Consider the following 21,666-nt stretch of genomic DNA (forward strand, 5'->3'; position numbering starts at 1 on the left):
ATGAACAGATGAGTTATCTGATGAGTGTAATTCTGCTTATTTTTTGTTTTTACCTGGGCTTGCAGTTTGTTTCTATAGTTGGTCTTCAACCGCCTTTATCAGCGCTTTTTTATCGATTTTGGCATGAAGAGTCATGGGGAAATCAGTGCGAAAAATGACCGAGCGTGGGATCATGTTTGCGGGTAAACACTGAGCAAGATGATGACGGAAATCATCATGATATGCCGGGCCGTCATCATGCAGCTGAACAAAAAGATGCAGTGTCTTACCAGCAGGTTGTTTTTCACTAATGGCAAGGCAGCATTGCATAACATTTTGATGCGCGTAGGCTGCGCTCTCGATTTCCGCAACCTCAATGCGATTACCATTCAGCTTGAACTGTCCATCTTCCCGGCCACAAATGAAAAGCGATCCCGCTGCATTGATAAAACCCTTATCGCCGGTTGAATAATAGTGGCCTTTTGCATCACATCCAAATGCCACGTTACAGGGATGTTCATCCGGTAAATAACCGGGCGATACCTGGGGTCCATACAGCCTGACTTCGCCTGTGGTACCCGACGGCAGCGGAAAACCCTGCGCATCAACAATAACTATCTGATTTAAACCGCGTACGTCGCCTAGCGGAAGCCGGCCTGATTCATGCTCCACAGGAGAGGTAACAACATGGGTATGTGTCAGGCAGGTTGTCTCTGTCGGCCCATATCCGTGCAAAATCGTGGCAACCGGGAATCGGCGCTGAAGTTCCTGTACAAGTTTAAGCGATACCCGATCACCGCCCAGGTATATACGGTCGAAATGTGGGAAGTCGCGGGCGCAGAACAGGGGATCTTTCAGCATCAGCTCAGCAAAGCCGGGCGTTGAAAACCAGCTTGTAACAGGCAGTTGGCTATTGCGTAACATGAGCCGGATATTCTGTCTGGGTAACATATTATTTTTATGATCCAGCATTAGAACGGTTTTCCCCCGACACAAAGGTGGGATCAAATCCAGAATACCCATATCAAATGAAAGGCAGGCATGGTTAACATGACAGCCCTCGGGATTCTGCGTCACCTCATCAGCAAACCACGCGTTAAAAGCAGCAAAATTGGCATACGTGATGCGAACCCCTTTAGGTTCACCTGTACTACCAGAGGTAGGAAGGATATAAAACAGCGGCTGACTTAGCGTGCGGGGCAGTTCCAGCAGAGCGATATCTCTTGCTGACAGCTCTGCCGTCATAACCTGCGCATAGATATTGACCCCCTCAAGCGCGCTATTGCTGGTATTTATGATCAGCTGAGTGCCACTCATTAAGGCGATTTTTTGCAGTCGTGAAACCGGATTGGCTTCATCCACAAACGTAAAGCAACAGCTACTGCGTATGCAGGCCAGAATGGCTGCGACGGCATCAATCTGCTTATGACCATAAATCAGAACATTCTTTCCCGACCAGGGGGCAAGGTACTCCGCGATGTCAGCAACACGTTGTCCCAACGCAGCAAAACTGTAATCACCCTGCTGGTTAACAATCGCAGTGGCTCTGTCCTGACGGATCATTTTTTCAAAAAGGGGACTGACCTGAGATAAAAACATAGTGGCACCCATCCGTTAATGCGATTTGTTTAACCGTCTGTTGATCGAGTTTTCCGTTGTGGTTTAGCTGAATGTCAGCAATCCGATACCAGTAACGAGGGACAGACCAGGCTGGAAAATATTCCAACATCTCCTGGGCCAGCAGCGCAAAATTTGTGTCGGTCGCTGTTACGATAAATATCTGAAGCGCTTCAGCCCTGCCTTTACGGAAAAAGGGTTCAACGATAACGCCAGAAATGCCAGGGCAGCTCAGCAGATAGTGTTCAATGGTATGGAGATCAATACGATAGCCTTGGATTTTTACCTCCCGATCACTTCTTCCGAGAAAATAAAAAAAACGTCCATCAAAGGTGCCCGTATCACCGGTGTTGTAGCAGCGGCCTCCTGCCAGATTGGTGAAGCTGGCTTCACGGTCTGCCGGCGCATTAAGATATCCGGCACCCACACTGGCGCCGCGTATTAACAACACGCCGCTGTCGCAGGCGGCATCGTTTATCTCAAGATGAAGGGTAGTACCCGCGCGAGTTTCACCAATCGGAAGCGGTGCTCCGGCACTCATCATTTCCGATGTAATGTGTACCGAGGTGACGGCAACGGTGCACTCTGTCGGTCCGTAGGTATTAATGATGTCAGCCCCTGGAAAACGCGCCCAGAGCAATGAGACAATATCTTTAGTCAGCGTTTCTCCGCAGAAGAGAAATCGTTTGAGATGAGGAAGGGCTTGGTAATTGAAGGTTTTATCCAGCAGGTAGAGCCTGATAATCGAAGGCGTGGACACCCAAAAACTCAGGCCAATTGCTGCATGCTGGGCAATCAATTTGCGTGTATTGATCAACTCAGCATGGTCGAGTACCGATATCGGCTGCAGGCAGCTCCATGCCCCCCACAGCTCAAACAGTGAAACGTCAAAACAGTAGCGAACGTTTCCAGTGATCGGTCCATCAAGCGGAAAATCAGTGCGAATCCACCGGACAAAGTCGGCCAGATTGTCGAGGGTAATTTTGATACCTTTAGGTTCGCCTGTGGTCCCGGATGAAAACATTATGTAAGCCAGCCCATGCCAGTCTGGCCGGGTCTGAGCGTGTAAGGTGCATTGAATGATGCTGTCAGGATTATCCGGATGCCTCTCTATTACCAGGTTCGCTGTAGACAAGACCGGCACCTGATCCAGTGGCAACATAGCAGGCTGCGTATTGATTAACAACCCAGCACCTGTTGTTTGCGCAATACGGCTCAGCCGCGCGGGCGTATTATCGGCTTCAACGGGGATAACCGGACTGCCGCAGAGCAGGCAGGCCCACCAGGCGGCCAGAAAATCAAAGGCTTTGTGACCATAAATTATAACCGGCGTGAACTCACTCTGACATTCCTGCTGTTGCATTTTGACTGAGTGAGCAATATTACAGGCGCGATTATAAAGCGCATGGTAGTTAAATTGTCTGTCGCCAGATTGCCAGGCCAGCCCGGAATTATGTCTGAACCGCAGAAACAGGGTGATAAGTTCATACCAGGAAGCATTCATTATGCCACCTGATTTGCGAGTTGGCGTTCAATGTAGTAGGACAACGCTCCGACCGTCTCGAAATTTTTAAACTCTAACGTCGCCGGGTCCAGAATCAGAGCATCAATTTTCTCTTCGAGATACATAATCAGTTCGATATAAAGGCCGCTTTCAAAGCCTAAATCGCGCTCAAGATGAGTGGACGGATTAAGCTCACTCACATTTGTTGTTTCAAGAACCAGTCCGATAGCTTCAATAATAAGGTTGGTATACATATTTTTTTCCTTGGCTGAGAATTAAAGCGTTTCCTGCTGAGACTGCCTGAATAACGATGTCATCAGTCGGTTCTTGTCGATTTTTCCATTTGGGTTACGGGGGAGCAGCGTGTCCATAAAATAACGATGAGGACATTTATAGGCCTCCAGATGTAATTTGCAGAACGCTTTCAACTGGGTCAGGTCCAGATTATTGTCTGCTTCAACACAGGCTACGATCTCATCGCCATAAATTGCATGGGGCACCCCGATAACCGCCACCTGCGATACGCCAGGAAAACGTTTGATCACGCCTTCGACTTCTTTAGGTGCGACTTTTTCGCCACACGATTTAAGCATATCGTCCAGTCGGGCGACAAAATAGAGCAATCCCTTCTTGTCCAGATGACAGATATCTCCGGTGTAGAGAACCTGCTCACCCGGAATTGGTCCGGGTCGAAGTTTCTTCTTCGTTTGTGCTTCATTCCGCCAGTAGCCGCTCATGACGGTTGCCCCTCTGATAACCAGCTCGCCAGTGGCATCGGCGGTATGGGCATGCCCCTGATCATCCACTACCCACAGCTCAGTATTCGGGATGGCATAGCCCACGCTTTCCTTATTTTCTTTTAGCATGGCCGGCGGGAGCCAGGTGCATCGATGGCATTCAGTCAGGCCGTACATGGAATAAATGTCTGCCTGAGGAAAAATGTGCAATAATTTGTCAATATCGGTAGGGTGCAGGGCAGCAGCCGTGTTAGTGATTTTACGGATTGATGAGAAATCATAACGGCTGGCCAGTGGTGCAATCAGAGCCAGCAGTGACGGCACAATGGGAAACACAGTCGCCCGATATTTCGCAATCTGTGAAAGCGCAAAAATGGGCCGGGTAAAATCGCGTTCAATCACCAGTGAGGCACCCACCCTGGTCGCCATAATCGCCTGATAAAGTCCGTAATCAAAACTCATCGGGATGGTGCAGTAGATTCGATCACTGTGAGCAAGTTCAAGGTAAGTGCTGACAGATGTGGCTGCACTGAGCATGTTACGCTGTGTCAGCATCACGCCTTTAGGATTCCCGGTTGAACCCGATGTATAAATCAGACACGCCAGATCGACGTCCAGGGTTGGGGTACACGGAAATGTTTCAGAAGGCGTCAATGCTGCTAGTTGTTCCAGCGTAAGCAATGACGCGCTGCAATGTTGCTGCGGGTCCAGGCGATCATAAATTCGAATCAGAGTAGTGATATGCGACGATGCATCATCACTCTGCAGCGCATCGAGCAACCCGGCGCGGCACCCATCAGCAATAATGGCCTGCGCCTCTGCATCATTCAGTAGCCATGTCACCCGTTCTGGTGGCGTTTCAGGATTAACGGGTACAAAAACCGCCTGAAGATACTGAGTTGCCCAAAAACTGACAACGAAATCGATGCCATTAGGAAGCCAGACGAGGATCCGGTCACCACGTCTGACGCCACAACTTTTCAGATAGTGAGCCGCACTGAGCGAGCGCTGTTTTAACGCCAGCCATGAGATTTCGTCGCTGGCGGTGATGATGGCAATATTGTCTGGATAAGCGGTACTGGTAGCTGATAACCAGTGTGTCAGATGATTAACACTCATTCTTTAACTCCTGCCTCTGATTCAATAATCATCGCAGCGAATGTTCCCGCTACGCCCGATGCCAGACTGAGAATGGATTTACCCTTCAGTTCTGCGCCGCTTTGCAACACCAGGTCATGCAGGTTGATAAAAGCGTCACTACAGAAGCAGTGTCCAAGCGTATACATATTCTTTTTGTAAATGATGTCGCGGCTGAAACCTGTGCGGTCAGCGAGGCGGTCAAAGGTGACCGGGCTGATATGGTAAGGTAATAAAATACTCAGCTCGCTGCCCCGGCACCCGGCATCCGATAGAGTGAGCTCAATTGTTTTTTGCATCGTCGGCAGAAATTCACGATCATAATGATTCTCATGATCTCGCGTGGTTTCCCGCATTCGTTTCCCGAAGGCGCCCAGTTGGGTAAGGCGGATGGCTTTAATCTTTAAAGCTGACGCCGCTGGCGTTACGCCTATAAGCGTGGCGCTCAATCCCTCACCAAAATATCCGTTCTGATCGACAAACTGCACGGTCTGATGAAAGCATTTCTCCCCGGTAATCATTAATCCGGAGCGCCACTTCTGATTGGCAAGTTTATTCTGAATATATTTCAGCGTGAGTATGCCACTGGCGCAGGATCCCTGAGTAACAGAGAAGCATTCAATATTCGGATTATTAAATATGCGGCTAAACTGGTTCTGAAGCACACGGTTAATATCAAAAGGCAGAACAGCGTGAAGCGAATGCGCCCAGACAATGAAGTCTACTTTTTCAAATAACGCTGGATTGCACTCCTGCCTGAGCTGGCTGAAAAGATTCTCTATCAATACCAGCAAAGCCGTCTCAGGGAATAAACTTGCCGAAACAAAATTGTGAAAGCGACTAAAAATCTTATCGTTACGTTTTCCCCAGCGATATTTTTCACTCATTACGCTGAGCGGTGTCAGGGCCGGCGAGATCAGGCGGGTAATGTGATTTATATACATGCGCTTTGCCCTGAAAAAAACGCAGCAACCCGGTATGCGTCAGGCTCTTCCTGAATAAACAGATAACGCCTTTGCGGTGAGGCACAGTGTTTCAGTTGCGCCCAGGGCGCCACTGACATCAGTGTTTTGTCCCAGATTTGTACGCAGACGTTATCAAACATCGAGGAAGCTGTCATTTGCCTCTCCAGTCTGCTCTCTGTCAGGATTGTCAGCGGAAAACTGCTTTCCGCCGCTGTAAAAAATCTTTCGGGCATCGCGCAAATCTCAAAAAGCGTCCTGGAGTCGGACTTCTGTACTTTTTGATAACCCCTGAAGGTAAAACTACCGTCTGAAGCAGATCCTGAATCCGCTTCGCGACTTCTGAGCAGCACCGCACCTGCGCAGGGCACTGCAGAGATATCTTTCAGATGCTGACTGTTATGCAGAGCGGTGCTTTGATCGGCAATCAGCAGTAAAGCCGTTCGTTCACCCGCTTTACCCTCATCAGCGTCCAGATAATCGTTAATCAATGAGAGCGCGAACCACGAGCAGCTTATTCCGTGATCGCTGAGCGCAATGCCAAAGGCATGCTGAGCATTTATCTCATGGATAACGGCATTCGTCACCGAATGACCTATTATCGTGTCATGCGTCCAGTGCGCCAGCACGACCAAATCCACTGATGACAAACCGTGGCTATCATTCAACCTTGCCAGCAATGGCTTCACCATCATAAAGAAGGTGTTTTTGCGTGCGGTGAGCCAGCTGCTTATTGTGTCATCTGAAGCCTGTTCATTTACGCCATGAGACTTATACAGGGCATTTACGAATGACGTCAGAGCTTCACCTTCACCCTCATTCTGATTTTTATCTGAGACCCGCAGAGTGGCCGGGCAATCATACCGTTGCCAGCAAAGCTCTGATGCCGTAAAGGCCAGTGTCATTGACATTTCTGAGCACCGGACAGCGCTAATGATTGATAAACCTGTGGGGCAAGAATTGTGTCTACATCATCCGGTTTTCGAATCAGCACCGCTTTGTCATGTTCAATCAGCAACTCTGCAGGATGGCCAAAACTTAGAAAATTAACCGGCGATGCACTGGCCCCATAAGCGCCGGAGTGTCCAATACCAATAAGATCGCCAGCCTGCAGGGTATCCAGCAGGATATTTTCACCCAGCATATCTGTTGGCGTACATAACGGCCCAGTGACCTGATAACGTGATTGTTCGCCTGACTCTGCGTTGCCAAGACGCGCCATAGGGAAGTTTCGCCGTATCATCGCGTTAATTCCTGCTGCGCTGCCGTGACAGTTTGCGCCTCCGTCACAGATGGCAAACCATTCATCGCGAGACTGTTTCAGGCAGTTAACCCGGGTGACAAAAATACCCGCACGCGCAATAAGATACCTTCCCAGCTCAAACACAATGTGGGACTGCGGAAAGGCCTGCTGATAGGCCTGAATCACAGGGAGTAAAGCGTGACCCAGTGCGTCGAGATCCAGCTTCTTTTCATGGTCGAAGTAGCGCACACCAAAACCGCCACCCACATCAACAAAATCGAACGTCAGACCATAAGTTTGCTGAATTTTCTCAGCAAGATTGAGAATATTTTGCGTATTACGGACGATCGCCTGCCATTCAAGAATGCGGGTGCCAAGATAGACATGAATACCGGTGAGTCGCAAGCTGGTCTGGTTCTGAAGTTCCTCAATAACTAAGGGCAGTTGCTCCTCATCAATACCAAACTGACGGGGTTTACCACTCATGACCAGTCGGGCTTTTTCACCGCTGAATGCTGGGTTTATACGCAGCGCGATGTTTTGCGTTTTATTCAGGGTTGCCGCAATATCATTCAGCAAATTTAACTCCTGAAGCGATTCTACAACGACGGCTTTGATCCCTGCTTCACAGCAGGCTGTCAGCTCAGGTATATGTTTTCCCGGGCCGACAAAAATGATCTCCTCTGCACTGATACCCAGAGAAAGAGCGGTTTTCAGTTCAGCCAGTGAGCAGACTTCGCAGCCCGCACCCGCCTGATGGAGTAATGCGACCAGTGCTTTATTAGGATTGGCCTTTAGCGAGTAATAAAAAATGAGCCCCTGGGGAAGCGCGATTTTAAGATCGCAAAAGTCTTTCCTGATCTGTGAGGCACTGTAAGCATAAAATGGGGTTGAAACTGACTCGGCAAGTTGTTGATATGTCAGATTTTCAATATGAGAACGATTAATAAACTTACTGTCAGGCGGAAAAGTTGACATTGCCAAACCTCTCACTCAAAAATAATCGGGTGCTTTCTATGTTTTTAAACTGCAAAAAGAGATCGCCATCCAGAATGTCGAATAGTGTGTCTGAACACATATCGGCGCGATCAACAGCATCCCCAATATCAGAAATTAACCCGACCAGGTGAACAGAATCAAGAACGCCAGCCGGGCCATACATATCGGCTCCCCTGACAATATCATTTAATGTTTGAGGCCCGACGCCCATATTTTGCAGTGAGCGTAATATAAAAATTTCAATGGCGGAATGTAATTTGCTCATGTTTTAGCGTCCTGTTTGTTTTTTTTAAATTTAACAAATTTAACGTAAGTAATTTATCTGGGATTGCAGTTTTGTTTGTGGATTTTATTAATAATGTTGAGGTGGGTCGGTTAATTCAGTGTGTACGGCTATTTCGTGATCTGCCGCTGTAGGTTTTTTTTCTGAAAACATGCTTATCAAATGCAAAAAATTCTTCGCTTATCGCACCTGAAATAAAATTTGATATATTCTCCAGTGTTGCCGCGTCCCTTAATGCACCATTGTGACCTTTATTCTGTGTGGTAATGAGTTTACTGCGGCTAAAGGCCTTATGTAACGCTTTAGCACTGTCAAGGCTAATACTCAGGTCCTGCATGTCATGCAAAATTAAAACGGGTTTTTCGATATCCTGATAGAGTGCTGGGCAAATCTGGTCAGGATGAAGACCATAGCGTAGCTGATAGATCCTTTTCATTGAGCTGGCAATGCGGGCAGGCAGACGGTTGGCCGAAACATATTTGTCGACCATGTCGCCATAGCTGCCAGGGCTGCTCATCAGGACAAGACCTTTAAATGACAACCCCTGTAGCGCAGCCATACAGCTGATCAGTCCGCCAGTTGAATGGCCGATGACAATAGAAAATTTGCCGTAATAAGCCTCCAGGTGAAGGACAAAACTGGCCAAGTCATAGAATGAGACTTTACTGCCCTTAGATACACCGTGTGCAGGCAAATCAGGTGCGATGACAGCATAGCCCTGTTGCTGAAGATGCTTAGCTAAATGACGGAACATAATACTGCGGCCGTCCCAGCCATGCAGTAAAAGAACTTTCTCAACAGTCGAGGATGCCTGAGGATAAATAAAAATTTTCACCGCCCGGTTACGCCATTGCAACGTGTTCTGTGTGCAACTGCTTAACAGTTTTAACTCCCCCTGCTTATAGGGAAGCGCCCGTGTTTTCTCAAACAGATGCAATGCGTAAAGTGCCGATAAGTAGGATGACATGACATGCAGCGAGTACATATCAATGAGGCTGATGAGATGACACGCTCTGGAATAATGTGTGGCGGGTCTTATCTTTGCCTTTAACAGCAGCGACGGGCGCAGCCGCATAATAACCAACAGGCGGAGATAGTTCTGGTGGCAAAGGCAAAGAAGTAAAAGAATAGGATATAAAAAACTATAAAACATTTTTATCACCTATTTTATCTGAAAGACGGAAAAACTCCCTGCCAAAAGCAATGAAATAAATAACATTGAAAGCAAGAATCAGGTATAAGACAGCATTAAGCTGATCAAATGCTTTCCAGCCCGTTAAAATAACGGCCACGGTGGCCAGTTCAATCGCCACCGTCAGGATAAGAACACGTTTTGCCTGGTTCAGTTGCTCCAGTAAAGCCTGCAGTGAGGCAACAAAAGGCGTGATGAAAAAAGCGGGCAGTAACATCATCATCATTGCTGTACTGATGTGCTGTATACGCGTATCAACGGAAAGCATACTGACGAGCTGAGACTCCAGCAGATAAACCCCGACCGTGAGAAGTAAATAGAGCGCACCGATAAAGCCCATGCCACGGAGAAGCAGTCGTTTAAGCGCAACTGCTGAATGTGTCGACATTCTTTGATTCAGCATGATGGCCAGTGCCGAACCACAGGCCACCGCAGGGATCACAATGAGCATCCTGATCCGGCTGACGATAAGGAATGCAGAAACATACTGCTCGCCCAACTGGCCCAGTAACGGAATAATCAGGACCGAACCGAAAAAGAGTATCACCAGTGACGCGAATACCGGCAGACCCACATTCAGCATCAATCCGGTCAGGCGTGGAATAAATGCGCCAGGTTTCTGGTCTGTCTCACCTTTACCCGCCTGCCAGACCAGAGCCAGAGCCACAGGAATCAGCACGCTCGATGAAAGCGCGTTAGCGATAATCACTGACCAGAAACCAAGATTTTTCACATGGTAGCAAAAATAGCAGAGAGACGCGTTAAGGCAGATATTCGCTAACACCAGCACCATGCTCGCCGCACTTTTGCTTTGTCCTCTGAGAGCACTATTACACATTTCAAGCATCACAAAGGGCAGCATTGAAAGGAAGAACAGGGGCAGTTTGAGTGAGTAGAATTGGGTGTCAGCCACTGGCAGGAACTTCATCAGGAGCGGCGCACTCAATGAGATCAGGCCCCCGACGCAACCCGTTATAACGATGCCAGCTGTAGCCAGAAGCGATGTCGCTGGCAACAGCTTTTGTCTGGACCACTGGTTCACTGAACGTGCGCTGAACACCTGATTGGTGATGGCGAGACACTCCAGGATCGACAAAAACAAAAAACTAAATGGTTGGGTGAGGGACAAAACATAAAGTGAGGCTGATTCATTCCCATGACCCAGTATTGCTGTCTGCAGATTCTGTGCAAGAGAGACGGCAAAGGCCACCACTACCATAGGCCATGCAAGTCTTATAAGGTCGTTGAGATCTCTGCCGGCAGACGCCGGACGGGGTAGCGCAATGTCAGGTGCCATATTCATACCTGTTGCTCCATGTTTTCGACCTGAGGCAGATGTTCATTGCAGCAGGATTTGCCGTAGAGGCTGTAGATCATCATTGAGAGATAAGAAAGCGAGTGGGTATTACCAAGCAGATAACCATGCCCGCCCATCAGCTTTTCTGCCCGATTGGACAATACGCTAATCTGCCAGTGGTCTTCCTCTACCCCGGCAAAATCTTCCTGAGCAATTCGCAGTTGCCATTGCATAAGCATGGCGTCAATGTGATTGCTGACATCAGCAAACTCGGCCTTAACAAGCTGATGCTTCGTGGTTTTTACCCCAAAGCTTTTTCTGCTGGATAAATGCTGCCAGCTGACAGCCAGCATCCGGGCAAGTAAACCCAGCCGCGCGGCGACAGCGCTTAAGGTCTGATAGTGGTCAACGCGGTTGTTCGGTTGAGCCACGGCTGACGCGAGATACAGGCCCAGCTCCTGCAAAACCGGGTCATTCTCCTCTATTTGCTCAGAAGAGGAGATGACGGCAAGCTGAAACTGAGTGTTCAGCGCACCTTCCTCTGCCAGCCTCAGGCGGAATGCCTGAATGGCCTGAGCAGGAAGCTGATTTTTAAATAACGCATAGATGTCATTAAATAATGCATCAGGCATCTGCGCTCTCCATATCCTGATGTTCGCTTATCCACATCATCAGTTTACCCACGGTTGTAAAGGCATCCTGATTGATCTGGTCGGGTTCGAAGATCAAACCCGGGACTTTATCTTCAAGAAGCAGTAAAAATTGAACAAATAATACAGAGTCCAGGTCCAAGTCATCATTAAAGTCAGTGTTTTCAGTAACGGTAATTTTCGATGGCAGTACATCGTTTAACGCATCATTAATAGCCAGTAACAGAGTTTTCATTGCTTTTATCCCTTTCAATTAAAATGCCTGATAAAGTAATTCCCATTCCCATCGTGACGCACAGTACTCTTTTTCCGCGAAATTTTTTCAGTAACATGCAAAGATTAAATGGGATATCTGAACAATAGGCATGACCATAGTGTGACAGCGTGTCTAGAAATATCTCCCCCTGATAGTTGAGTGCTGAGAACACTCTTCTGAGCTGGGGTAGATCTAAATTACCGGGTACAATTGCATCAATATCATCCAGTTTCAGTTTAAATTTCTTTAACAGAGTCATATAAAATTCAATAAAGTGATTATCCAGAGTAGAGAAAAGCTCTCTCCGCTGCTGCTGCGGCTTATCCCGATGATTATTGTGAAAATCAGATAAATGTATGACACAACTATCTGAAATGGACCATTCTGCTTTTTGATCAGAGTTCAGAAGCATTGCAACCGGAATTTCAGACAGAAGGCTATTGTCCAGTTTATTAATATCCTTATGGAAAGCTTTTTCGCCGGTCAGCAAAATAATGGGCTTGTTTTCCTTCTTTGCTTTTCCTTTTAGAAAGTGAATGGCGGATAACGCCGTTGCACAGTGATTAAGACTAAGCGTAGCTGAATCCCAGTGACCTATACTGTGCCGTCGGGCCAATTCTGATAGCCAGTTATCATCATAGAAAGTATTATGTGTCTGAGTTTTTGCATAAATCAGTAATCCTTCCTTATGTATCAGGTGATTATTTTCTTCAATAACCCTTTGTATTACTTCGCTGAACATCTCTGTATGTGAGCATGGATGTTTGGCGACAGAGATAATTGAATAAAATCGTTGTAAAACTTTTATCTGGCCTGGCCCTAAATCATGTAAGTCGGCTAAATCAGCAAGAGGAACTAACGCAACACGTTCATGCAACCAGCATAAATAGTTAAGAGGAAGCATCATTGTCTCTTCTGGAAAGAAATGATTCGTATTTGTCAGCATCATCATCCCAGATAAGAGACGAGGTTTTTGCCTGAAATTGCTTTATAAGAAAGAAATCCCATTTATGAATCCCATTAATGAAATCAGCTGTTATAACTGCGCTAAACGCAGGAGTTTGTTGTCATTGCATAGGCGCATAAAAGAGCAGTTTTGGCTGACTCCTGCAACCATAGACAAATTCTGTACTCACAACATGGCCTATTCGAAAGCTTCGGGACTGACACCGCCGAGGTCGCTGTGGCGTCGTTCGCGGTTGCAGAACACTTCAACTAAGAGAAGATATCAGCTCGGGCCAAACCCTGGGTTTTGTATATGCGTTTTCTGATACGTTCTTTTTTCAGTAACTGAATAACGACCTGGTTTTCAGTAACTGAATAACGACCTGGCCATCGCATTTTCCAGGCAGAAGCATTGCCAGTCATCGCTGCCGTACTGACTTCCCAAATCCGAATGTACAATGTTTTCGCTTTCCGTTTTCTCAGCCACACAGCCATTATTAACACATTAAGCGTGAATTCGCGTGAAAGCGACGGTTTCATCTACCGGCCTACCACATTATGGGCGAAAAGATCGATGACCACCGCCAGAGACAGCCAGCCCTGCTAGGTACGGATATAGTTAATATCGGTTACCCAGACCTGATTTGCCCGGACGACGGTAAACTGTCGTTGTACGCAACTCAAGCAATGGCTGAAGGTCTGCAAGCAATACGGCATGGGGCTTTTTAGCCAAGTACCGCTTTGATCTGGTTCAGCTGCATAATGCGTCTTACCCGGTTTTTACCGTGAGACTTCCCGATTTCGCTCAGATCACCATGAACCCGGCAGTAACCATATATGCCTCAGCTCATTGAAAAGGAGTCACTGATGAGTGCCAGCAAGCGCTGGTTATCATTTTCTCGCTCAGAAACCGGGTTATGCAGCCACGCATAGAATCCCGCCCGGGCGACACACAACACCCGACACATCGTCATGAATCCCAATACAGTTCTGTGTTCATTGATAAAGCAGTACTTGAGTCGGATCCCTTGCAAAGTACCGCGCGACCCTTTCCAGAATATCCCTTTCTTCTTTAATATTCTTCAGTTACGCCCTGAACTTAAGGATCTCACTTTTCGCCTCCAAAACGTCATGTGCATATTGTTTGCTGTTATCGAATTTAATCGGCCCTAACCATTTATAGAGAATGTGTGCAGAAACGCCCAGACGTTTGAAACTTCAGCGATGGAATAACCGCGTTCCGTTATCTGACGACAGCTTCTTCCTTAAATTCAGATGTAAATCGTGGTGTGCCCATACTATCCTCCTATGCTCAGAATATAGGGCAGGATTGTCTACCGTGGCAGGGACAGTCCAACTACTCATGAACCGTCTTATTCAGACTTATCAGCAGCGCTGGCCTTTGCATGAATGGCTGAGCGAAGGGATTGAAGAAAACTGTTTAGATTAGCTGATGCCTAAGACGTTGCAGAAAGGCAATTATCACCGCCAGTTTCCTGTCTAAATCAGCAAACCTTTTGACAGAAGTCATGGTCTTGTGGAGGGGCGGATTTTCAGTGAGGTGAGGCGGTTTCTGGCGTTAACAGACTACTCACACCTGATTATTCTCAGCGACCAGTTTCACTTGTCCCTTCTGATCAAAATAGATGAAGAAATGCTCTGCTTCTTCGAAAGCAACGGGAGAACCACCATGCCCCGTAATGCCTTTCCCTGCGTGCTGGAGTAACCCGCCGCCAGCTGTTCCATGAAGCCATTTACTTCATTTAACGGAAATTCTGACATGACCATGTTTACCCAGCGTCAAAACCGTATCCTTGACCAGGCGCGTGACATCATCAGCCGGTATTACCAGCGTGGCGTTCAACTCTGTTCCCCTGATGATGTTCGACGGTGCGTAATGGTTGAGCTGGCACCGCTTGAACATGAAGAGTTTGGCATCATCCTGCTCGATAATCAGAATCAGCTGCTGCACCGCGAAATCCTCTTCAGGAGGACGTTAAACTCGGTCAGCGTTCACCCCCGCGAAGTTATCAAACGCGTACTGAAACACAACGCCGCCGCAGCCATCCTTGTCCACAACCACCCCAGCGGCGAGCCTGAACCCAGCCGTTGCGATATCAAGTTGACTAAAAAACTACAGGAGTTGCTGGAAATGCTGGACGTGCGGTTGCTTGATCACTTTATCGTTGCTGGCACTGAAACGGTCTCGATGGCGGAACGAGGACTGGTCTGATGCGAACAGTTACTTGGTTTAATGTACGTTATCACGGGTTTTGCGCATGAGCGGGGCCACGTTACGCCAGGTCATGCCGGAGGTGCAAACCACCGTGTTTGACGCGTATATCAACGGTCTGGCTCCATCGGGGCGACGGGGTATTACCAGCCTGTTAAACCGCAGCGCCAGCATACTTAAACGCGGTGCGAATGCAGAGCACTACCCGTGGGAGCAACTTAACTTCGCCGCCGTTGCAAAAGTGCGTGCGGCACTGCTGGATGACGGGTACGCCGTGTCGTCGGTCAACATTGACCTGCTCCCCGTTGATTAATACACCGTGATGTTAGTAAGGAGGCACTTCAGGTGGCTCTGGGCGAAAGTACTGACGACAGACCAGAAGCGGGAAGCCGTGGAGGTCATGTGTGAGGCAATGGGTCTGTCGCAACGCCGTGCCTGCAGTCTGGCCGGTCTGTCACTTTCAACCTGCCGTTATTCGGCCCAGCGTCCGGCTGCTGACGCGCAACTGTCTCTACGCATCACAGAGCTGGCACTTGAACGCCGGCGATTTGGTTACCGACGGATCTGGCAGTTATTGCGCCGGGAGGGCCTTCACATCAACCACAAGCGGGTTTACCGCATCTGTCACCTTAACGGTCTGTGTGTAAAACGCAGGCGCCGACGTAAGGGTCTGGCGACTGAACGGCTTCCGCTTCTCCGCCCGGAGGCGCCGAACATGACATGGTCAATGGATTTTGTCATGGATGCACTTGCCAGCGGCCGCCGGATTAAGTGCCTGACCTGTGTGGATGATTTCACGAAAGAGTGTCTGACGATCACCGCCGCTTTCGGGATTTCAGGCGTTCAGGTCGCGCTTATTCTGGACAGCATTGCGCTGTTTCGTGGATATCCTGCGACGATAAGAACCGATCATGGCCCGGAATTTACCTGCCACGCGCTGGATCAATGGGCCTTTGAACATAGTGTTGAGCTGCGTTTAATCCAGCCAGGCAAGCCAACTCAAAACGGATTTATTGAGAGTTTTAACGGTCGCTTCCGGGATGAATGCCTGAATGAGCACTGGTTCAGCGATGTTCTTCATGCCCGGAAAATCATTAATGACTGGCGGCAGGACTATAACGAGTCCAGACCTCATTCATCGCTTAATTATCAGACGCCATCTGAATTTGCAGCAGGCTGGCGAAACGGGAAACATGAAGAAAAACCCACCGACATTACTAACTGAAGGTTGTATCTAATACTGGGGGCATGTCAGTCTAACAGGACCAGTCCTGCCTCATCCATCTCATCGGAAGTAGCGATCCCCAGCTTATTAGCCAAAACCTGCTCGCCAGAGTCTTTCTAATACTGGCCTTCACTGCTGGAAACATGGTATCGGCTCGTCGAAATGCCCTGTGTTATTAGCGGGATGGAAAAACAGAAGAATTATAACGCTTGATGAGGATGGCAAACAATATTAGTAAAATCAGATGGTTGTAAAAATGTAGGTTAAAGCGTAGTTTTTATTCTCTGGTGGGAAATAATCTTTAACAATCAGCATTAACACACCAATGCATCACCGTTTACTTAACTTCAGCGCAGCTTACCCATCCATCAAGCTTATTAGCCCATTCCTGCATCATCACTATACGCTCATCAAGATACGTCGCATGGTTGTATGTGCGGCGAACGTTGTTGGTATCAGCGTGCGCAAGCTGAGCTTCGATAGCATCAGGTCGATAGCCCAGCTCGTTTAACCGCGTGCTGCCTGTGGTTCGGGTTGCATGTGGGCTGTAAGTTCCGCTCCAGCCGAGGCTTTTAAGTAGCTGACGCAGCGAGTGTGATGTCATCGGGCCACGTGGGTTATCTCGGCCCGGAAAAAGGTGCTGCCGATGCCCGGTTAATCCCTGTAGTGTTCTGAGCATTTTGACAGCCTGGAAGGGCAGGGGAATAACGTGTTCTCTGCGGGCTTTCATTCGCGCTGCCGGAATGGTCCACAGGGCGTTACCAAGATCGAATTCTGACCATTCAGCCTCGGTGGCTTCAGCTGGTCGCGCCAGCGTCCACCACATTAGCCACATGCAATAATTAACCTGGTATGAGCCGCGACTGTTATCAAAACAGCTTAATAGCTTCCCGATTTGCTGTGGATCCAATGCCTGTTTGTGCTGAGTTTTGTTTGCTGGAATCGCCTTGCGTACTGGCCAGACAGGATCGCTATCTGCTCTGAGCGTCGCTACTGCTAGCTCAAAAACGGATGAAATGGTGCGGCGGGCTTCAGCGGCAACGGTCGGAGCGCCGCGCTTAGCCGTTTCCTGAAGAATTTTCAGAATGTGATGTGGAGTGATTTCTCTGACTGGGAGCTTACCGATTGCAGGGAAAACCACACGTTTAAGCATATCTAGTCGCCGCGTTTTGGTGATTTCGGCCCAGTCTTTCATCTGCAACCACTCTTTAGCGACTAGCTCAAAGGTGTTGGATGCGTCATTGAACTTGCGGATCTTATCTAACTGTCGAGCCTGGGTAGGACTAACTCCATTTGCGACTTGTTTACGCGCTTGCTCGCATTTCTCGCGAGCTTCGGCAAGTTTAACCGCCGGGTACTCACCCAGCGCAAACATGCTGGAATTACCGTTAAGTTTAAACCGATAGCGCCATGCCTTTTTGCCATTAGGTTTAACTTCAAGGTATAAACCATTGAAATCGTTGAGACGATAGAGCTTTTCTTTCGCTTTTGCTGTGCGGCATTGAGTATCAGTGAGCATAACGATTCCTTGTATATTTATTATACCGTTATTGTACTCACTAAAAATAAAGATGAAAGTTTGATGTACTCACCTACGTACTCATTTTTGACTGCGCTTCTACGAAATCATTTGAGACGTTATGAAATGAAAAATCCAAGCAACTGCTTGGATTTAATGAGTTTTTGTGAAGCTCATGACATTCAATGAAACCTCATGAGACAACACATTTAACTTAGACGTTAAACAAGAAATTCATCACATCGCCATCTTTAACGATGTACTCTTTGCCTTCTGAACGCATCTTGCCCGCTTCTTTCGCGCCTTGCTCACCCTTATAGGTAATAAAGTCTTCAAACGCGATCGTTTGTGCGCGAATGAAGCCTTTCTCGAAGTCGGTATGGATTTTACCGGCGGCCTGTGGGGCGGTGGCGCCAACAGGGATAGTCCATGCGCGTACTTCTTTGACGCCGGCGGTGAAATAGGTCTGCAGATTCAGCAGTGCGTAACCGGCACGAATCACGCGGTTCAGGCCTGGCTCTTCGATACCCAGCTCGGCCATAAACTCGTCACGATCTTCGTCTTCCAGTTCGGCGATATCAGATTCGACAGAGGCGCAGACTGGCACAACGACAGAACCTTCTTTGGCGGCGATTTCGCGCACTTTATCCAGGTACGGGTTGTTTTCAAAGCCATCTTCGTTGACATTGGCGATGTACATCGTGGGCTTGAGCGTCAGGAAGCTCAGATAGCGCAGAGCGGCTTTGTCCTCATCGGTCAGATCCAGCGCGCGCAGCATGCCCGCGTTTTCCAGATGAGGCAGACATTTCTCCAGCGCCGCCTGTTCCGCTTTCGCGTCTTTATCGCCGCCTTTGGCTTTTTTCTGCACGCGCTGCAGTGCACGTTCACAGGTGTCCAGATCCGCCAGCGCCAGCTCGGTGTTGATGGTTTCGATATCATCAGCCGGATCGACTTTATTATTCACGTGGATAATATTGTCGTTTTCAAAGCAGCGAACCACGTGGCCGATCGCTTCGGTTTCACGGATATTGGTCAGGAACTGGTTGCCCAGGCCTTCACCTTTTGATGCACCTTTTACCAGACCGGCGATATCGACGAATTCCATGGTAGTCGGAACCACGCGCTGTGGCTTGACGATCTCGGACAGCTGATCCAGACGCAGGTCAGGCATAGGTACAACGCCCGTGTTGGGTTCAATGGTGCAGAAGGGGAAGTTCGCCGCTTCAATACCCGCTTTTGTCAGCGCGTTAAACAGAGTGGATTTACCGACATTTGGCAGGCCCACGATACCGCATTTGAATCCCATGGTTTAATACCCTTTATAGCTGGATGGGCAACGCCTGAACGCAGGCGCCGCCGGAAACGTAAGATAATTTTCGCGCATTATACACAGATTCGCGACAATCGGGGCGATTAGACAGGCTTAAAGGCATGCAGGCGGTTCATTGCCTTAATGCGATCTTCCTTCAACCACAGTTCGGTGCAGCGCGCTGCTTCATCAATGGCGTCATCGATCAGCTTTTGCTCGCTGGCGGGCGGTTTGCCTAACACAAATCCGGTCACTTTGTTGCGGTCACCGGGATGGCCGATACCGATGCGCAGACGATGAAAGTTATTATTATTGCCCAGCTTGCTGATGATGTCTTTCAGGCCGTTATGACCGCCGTGACCGCCGCCTTGTTTGAATTTCGCAATGCCCGGTGGCAGATCGAGTTCATCGTGCGCCACTAAAATTTCTTCGGGCGCAATACGGTAGAAGGTCGCCATCGCCGCGACCGCTTTGCCGCTGAGGTTCATAAAGGTGGTGGGCACCAGCAGTCGGACATCTTCGCCCGCCAGCGCCAGTCGCGCCGTATAACCGAAAAATTTGGCTTCTTCTTTTAACGACTGATTGTGCCGCTCAGCCAGCAAATCCAGATACCACGCACCCGCGTTATGGCGCGTGGCGGCATATTCCGCACCGGGATTCGCCAGGCCGACAATCAGTTTAATGCTGCTCACAAGGGATATCCTGCTGTTATCACCAAAGGGCAGTAGTTTACTGTGCCAGGCTGCGGATCACAAAGTGTGAGCCACGAATTATTAGTGTCGGTGATTAATTGTTTTCCATCTAAATCAATAAGCTGTAATTATGCTTTGGTCACACTTATCCTGCTCTGAGTGTGACGAAGTGCACAAATTAGCCTGCTGTCATTGCCTAAACTACTGACAGGTTAACATTGTGTGCGCTCATCGGACCGCACCGTCAGGAGGTGAAAGATGAAACGTCATCACTCACGTATGGCAGGAAATGCCTTAATGGCACTGGGCTTAGTGACCATGGTACTCGGCGTTGGTTTTTCGATTATCAACCAACTTCCCTCTTTAAATCTGCCGCAGATACTGGCGCAGGGCGCGATGTTTGGGATTTTCTTTGGCGCACTGTTATGGCTGGCCGGTGCCTGCATTAGCGGTCGTGAGAAAGTCGAAGATCGCTATTACTGGGAGCGGCATTATGGCGATAAACGCTGCCGCCGCAGCCATCACTCGTCATAATCACGTTCCCGGCAACGTCAGGCAGGATTGGGTTCGGTTTCTGCCTTTGGCTTTTGCCTGATAGAGCGCTTTGTCAGCCAGCGCCATCAGTTCGCCAAAATCAATGTGGCGATTGTCGGCGGTAGAGAAGCCAATGCTGACGGAATAGGGAATCTGCCCCGGTCGGGAAAGGTGGATCGCCTGGCGCACCTGCTCGCACCAGACGTTAGCCTGTGCTGACATCATCGGCAGAAGGGCGGCAAATTCTTCGCCGCCCAGTCGCGCAAAGCGCGCCCCTTCAGGCAGCATGCCGGACACACGGTGACTGAAATCAATCAGAACCTGGTCGCCCTGATGATGCCCGTAGCGGTCATTAATGCCTTTAAAATGGTCCAGATCGAATAACACCACCGTCAGCGCTTTATTCTGCTTCTGACAGGCTTTAATCATCACCTCGGCCCCGGTAAACAGCGCACGACGGTTCCAGATATTGGTCAGAGGATCGTGCAGTGAAGCCGCTTTCAGCGCATTGCGCGTCCGCTCATTGACCATCGCCAGAATCGTCACGGTAAACCCAATGACAAACAGCATGGATTCCATAATCACATAGACGGAGAAATTCGATCCGCTTATCGCGCCCTGAACGCCGACCGGGCGGGAATTATCCAGAAATATGCGAGCCACATGGAATATCAGGTGAATCCAGAGCAGGAGCTGGGCAGGCCAGAACGTTGCATCCATATTGCGCCGCGCCAGCCAGAGAAAATAGATAAGCGCTCCGGTATACCCGATGCAGAGCAGGCAGAGCACCAGTACGCGCAGCGATAAGCTGTAATAAAATCCCGGAATCAGGCAGAGCAGTGACCAGATCAGCGCCCCGACCAGACCACTCATCCCCGGCTGCTTACCGCAAAAGGTGCGAAACGCGCTGAACAATCCCCCGTAAGCCAGCATAAGCAACACGTTGCTCATGGCCACCGGTAAAAACTGATAGCCCTGGCTGCGCAGGCTACTGAGAATAAAGGCGACCAGCGTCAGTAAAATGGCCACGCAAACATAGCCCAGCGTGCGATCGTAATGCGAACCGACCCAGGCAAATGCCAGGATCAGACTCATAAACCCCAGTACGTAGAGTTCGCAAATAAATAACGTATAGACGTCGAGGTTCATAGTGGAAAACGATCGCAATAAAAAGTGCGGGCAAAGTACCACTCAACGCAGAATGGCAAAAGAGCAGATAAGATAATTTCAGCGAAAGAGTTTTTCGTAGTAAGCGTGACAATAACGGCGGTGACTCATAACGAAAATTTCTGTGAATCAAGCAGCTTTGTCGGAAGGGGAGAGGTACAGACAAAAGAAAAGGCCGGACAGCGT

19 protein-coding genes and 3 pseudogenes are annotated in these 21,666 nt (G+C 48.8%); 4 read left to right on the forward strand and 18 right to left on the reverse strand.

Annotated elements, in window-relative coordinates:
• Nucleotides 1-72: 72 nt before the first annotated feature.
• From C1N64_RS11210 to C1N64_RS11275, 14 genes and pseudogenes are all read right to left on the reverse strand, one after another.
• Entirely contained in the window at nucleotides 73-1,590 is a 1,518-nt protein-coding gene (locus C1N64_RS11210) for an AMP-binding protein (RefSeq protein WP_394514806.1), read from the reverse strand.
• Nucleotides 1,547-3,100, reverse strand: coding sequence for an AMP-binding protein (locus C1N64_RS11215; RefSeq protein WP_394514807.1), 1,554 nt, complete (start codon nucleotides 3,098-3,100; stop codon nucleotides 1,547-1,549). The genes C1N64_RS11210 and C1N64_RS11215 overlap by 44 nt, the downstream gene beginning before the upstream one ends.
• Nucleotides 3,100-3,354 (reverse strand): acyl carrier protein, encoded by a 255-nt coding sequence (locus tag C1N64_RS11220; RefSeq protein ID WP_394514808.1) that lies wholly within the window; start codon nucleotides 3,352-3,354, stop codon nucleotides 3,100-3,102. The genes C1N64_RS11215 and C1N64_RS11220 overlap by 1 nt, the downstream gene beginning before the upstream one ends.
• 21 nt (nucleotides 3,355-3,375) lie before the next feature.
• A complete protein-coding gene (locus C1N64_RS11225; RefSeq protein WP_263758360.1) occupies nucleotides 3,376-4,956 on the reverse strand; it encodes a class I adenylate-forming enzyme family protein in 1,581 nt (526 codons plus the stop codon).
• A complete protein-coding gene (locus C1N64_RS11230) occupies nucleotides 4,953-5,918 on the reverse strand; it encodes a beta-ketoacyl-[acyl-carrier-protein] synthase family protein (RefSeq protein WP_394514809.1) in 966 nt (321 codons plus the stop codon). The genes C1N64_RS11225 and C1N64_RS11230 overlap by 4 nt, the downstream gene beginning before the upstream one ends.
• Entirely contained in the window at nucleotides 5,909-6,847 is a 939-nt protein-coding gene (locus C1N64_RS11235; protein ID WP_394514810.1) for a hypothetical protein, read from the reverse strand. Before C1N64_RS11235 ends, C1N64_RS11230 begins: the two co-directional genes overlap by 10 nt.
• Nucleotides 6,838-8,157, reverse strand: coding sequence for a type III PLP-dependent enzyme (locus C1N64_RS11240; RefSeq protein ID WP_394514811.1), 1,320 nt, complete (start codon nucleotides 8,155-8,157; stop codon nucleotides 6,838-6,840). Before C1N64_RS11240 ends, C1N64_RS11235 begins: the two co-directional genes overlap by 10 nt.
• Nucleotides 8,138-8,443: a hypothetical protein gene (locus C1N64_RS11245; RefSeq protein WP_263758352.1), complete on the reverse strand. Its 306-nt coding sequence runs from the start codon at nucleotides 8,441-8,443 to the stop codon at nucleotides 8,138-8,140. Before C1N64_RS11245 ends, C1N64_RS11240 begins: the two co-directional genes overlap by 20 nt.
• 115 nt (nucleotides 8,444-8,558) lie before the next feature.
• Complete coding sequence (locus C1N64_RS11250; RefSeq protein WP_263758350.1) at nucleotides 8,559-9,614, reverse strand: alpha/beta fold hydrolase; 1,056 nt, start codon at nucleotides 9,612-9,614, stop codon at nucleotides 8,559-8,561.
• Nucleotides 9,604-10,956: an MATE family efflux transporter gene (locus tag C1N64_RS11255; protein WP_263758349.1), complete on the reverse strand. Its 1,353-nt coding sequence runs from the start codon at nucleotides 10,954-10,956 to the stop codon at nucleotides 9,604-9,606. The genes C1N64_RS11250 and C1N64_RS11255 overlap by 11 nt, the downstream gene beginning before the upstream one ends.
• Nucleotides 10,953-11,582 carry an acyl-CoA dehydrogenase family protein gene (locus C1N64_RS11260; RefSeq protein ID WP_394514812.1) on the reverse strand — a complete coding sequence of 210 codons (630 nt, stop codon included), beginning with the start codon at nucleotides 11,580-11,582 and terminating at the stop codon, nucleotides 10,953-10,955. The genes C1N64_RS11255 and C1N64_RS11260 overlap by 4 nt, the downstream gene beginning before the upstream one ends.
• Nucleotides 11,575-11,835, reverse strand: a complete 261-nt coding sequence (locus C1N64_RS11265) for a phosphopantetheine-binding protein (protein WP_394514813.1) — start codon at nucleotides 11,833-11,835, stop codon at nucleotides 11,575-11,577. Before C1N64_RS11265 ends, C1N64_RS11260 begins: the two co-directional genes overlap by 8 nt.
• Nucleotides 11,810-12,763, reverse strand: a complete 954-nt coding sequence (locus C1N64_RS11270) for a 3-oxoacyl-[acyl-carrier-protein] synthase III C-terminal domain-containing protein (RefSeq protein ID WP_263758343.1) — start codon at nucleotides 12,761-12,763, stop codon at nucleotides 11,810-11,812. Before C1N64_RS11270 ends, C1N64_RS11265 begins: the two co-directional genes overlap by 26 nt.
• 237 nt (nucleotides 12,764-13,000) lie before the next feature.
• A pseudogene (locus C1N64_RS11275) lies at nucleotides 13,001-14,098 on the reverse strand (IS3 family transposase).
• Nucleotides 14,099-14,581: 483 nt separating this feature from the next.
• Between C1N64_RS11275 and radC the strand changes: the two are divergent.
• From radC to C1N64_RS11290, 3 genes and pseudogenes are all read left to right on the forward strand, one after another.
• Nucleotides 14,582-15,034, forward strand: a complete 453-nt coding sequence (gene radC, locus C1N64_RS11280) for a RadC family protein (protein WP_263758341.1) — start codon at nucleotides 14,582-14,584, stop codon at nucleotides 15,032-15,034.
• Nucleotides 15,035-15,080: 46 nt separating this feature from the next.
• Nucleotides 15,081-15,332 (forward strand): annotated as a pseudogene (locus tag C1N64_RS11285) (site-specific integrase); the annotation flags it as partial.
• A gap of 26 nt (nucleotides 15,333-15,358) precedes the next feature.
• Nucleotides 15,359-16,259: pseudogene (locus tag C1N64_RS11290) on the forward strand (IS3 family transposase); the annotation flags it as partial.
• Between the two features lie 337 nt (nucleotides 16,260-16,596).
• On the opposite strand, the gene C1N64_RS11295 reads toward C1N64_RS11290, so the two are convergent.
• The 3 genes from C1N64_RS11295 to pth form a co-directional block, all read right to left on the reverse strand.
• Nucleotides 16,597-17,778, reverse strand: a complete 1,182-nt coding sequence (locus C1N64_RS11295) for a tyrosine-type recombinase/integrase (protein WP_263758339.1) — start codon at nucleotides 17,776-17,778, stop codon at nucleotides 16,597-16,599.
• Between the two features lie 214 nt (nucleotides 17,779-17,992).
• Nucleotides 17,993-19,084: a redox-regulated ATPase YchF gene (gene ychF / locus C1N64_RS11300; protein WP_033741049.1), complete on the reverse strand. Its 1,092-nt coding sequence runs from the start codon at nucleotides 19,082-19,084 to the stop codon at nucleotides 17,993-17,995.
• A gap of 107 nt (nucleotides 19,085-19,191) precedes the next feature.
• Nucleotides 19,192-19,779: an aminoacyl-tRNA hydrolase gene (gene pth / locus C1N64_RS11305; RefSeq protein WP_033741051.1), complete on the reverse strand. Its 588-nt coding sequence runs from the start codon at nucleotides 19,777-19,779 to the stop codon at nucleotides 19,192-19,194.
• A gap of 258 nt (nucleotides 19,780-20,037) precedes the next feature.
• Here pth and ychH point away from each other — a divergent pair, with 258 nt between their 5' ends.
• The gene (gene ychH / locus C1N64_RS11310; RefSeq protein ID WP_033741052.1) at nucleotides 20,038-20,313 is read left to right on the forward strand and encodes a stress-induced protein YchH; all 276 of its coding nucleotides are present in this window, start codon (nucleotides 20,038-20,040) and stop codon (nucleotides 20,311-20,313) included.
• Here the strand turns inward: ychH and C1N64_RS11315 are convergent, their stop codons facing one another.
• A complete protein-coding gene (locus C1N64_RS11315; RefSeq protein WP_058701701.1) occupies nucleotides 20,314-21,462 on the reverse strand; it encodes a GGDEF domain-containing protein in 1,149 nt (382 codons plus the stop codon). It abuts the gene before it with no gap.
• Nucleotides 21,463-21,666 lie beyond the last annotated feature (204 nt).

The organism is Pantoea sp. SGAir0215 (assembly GCF_043543215.1).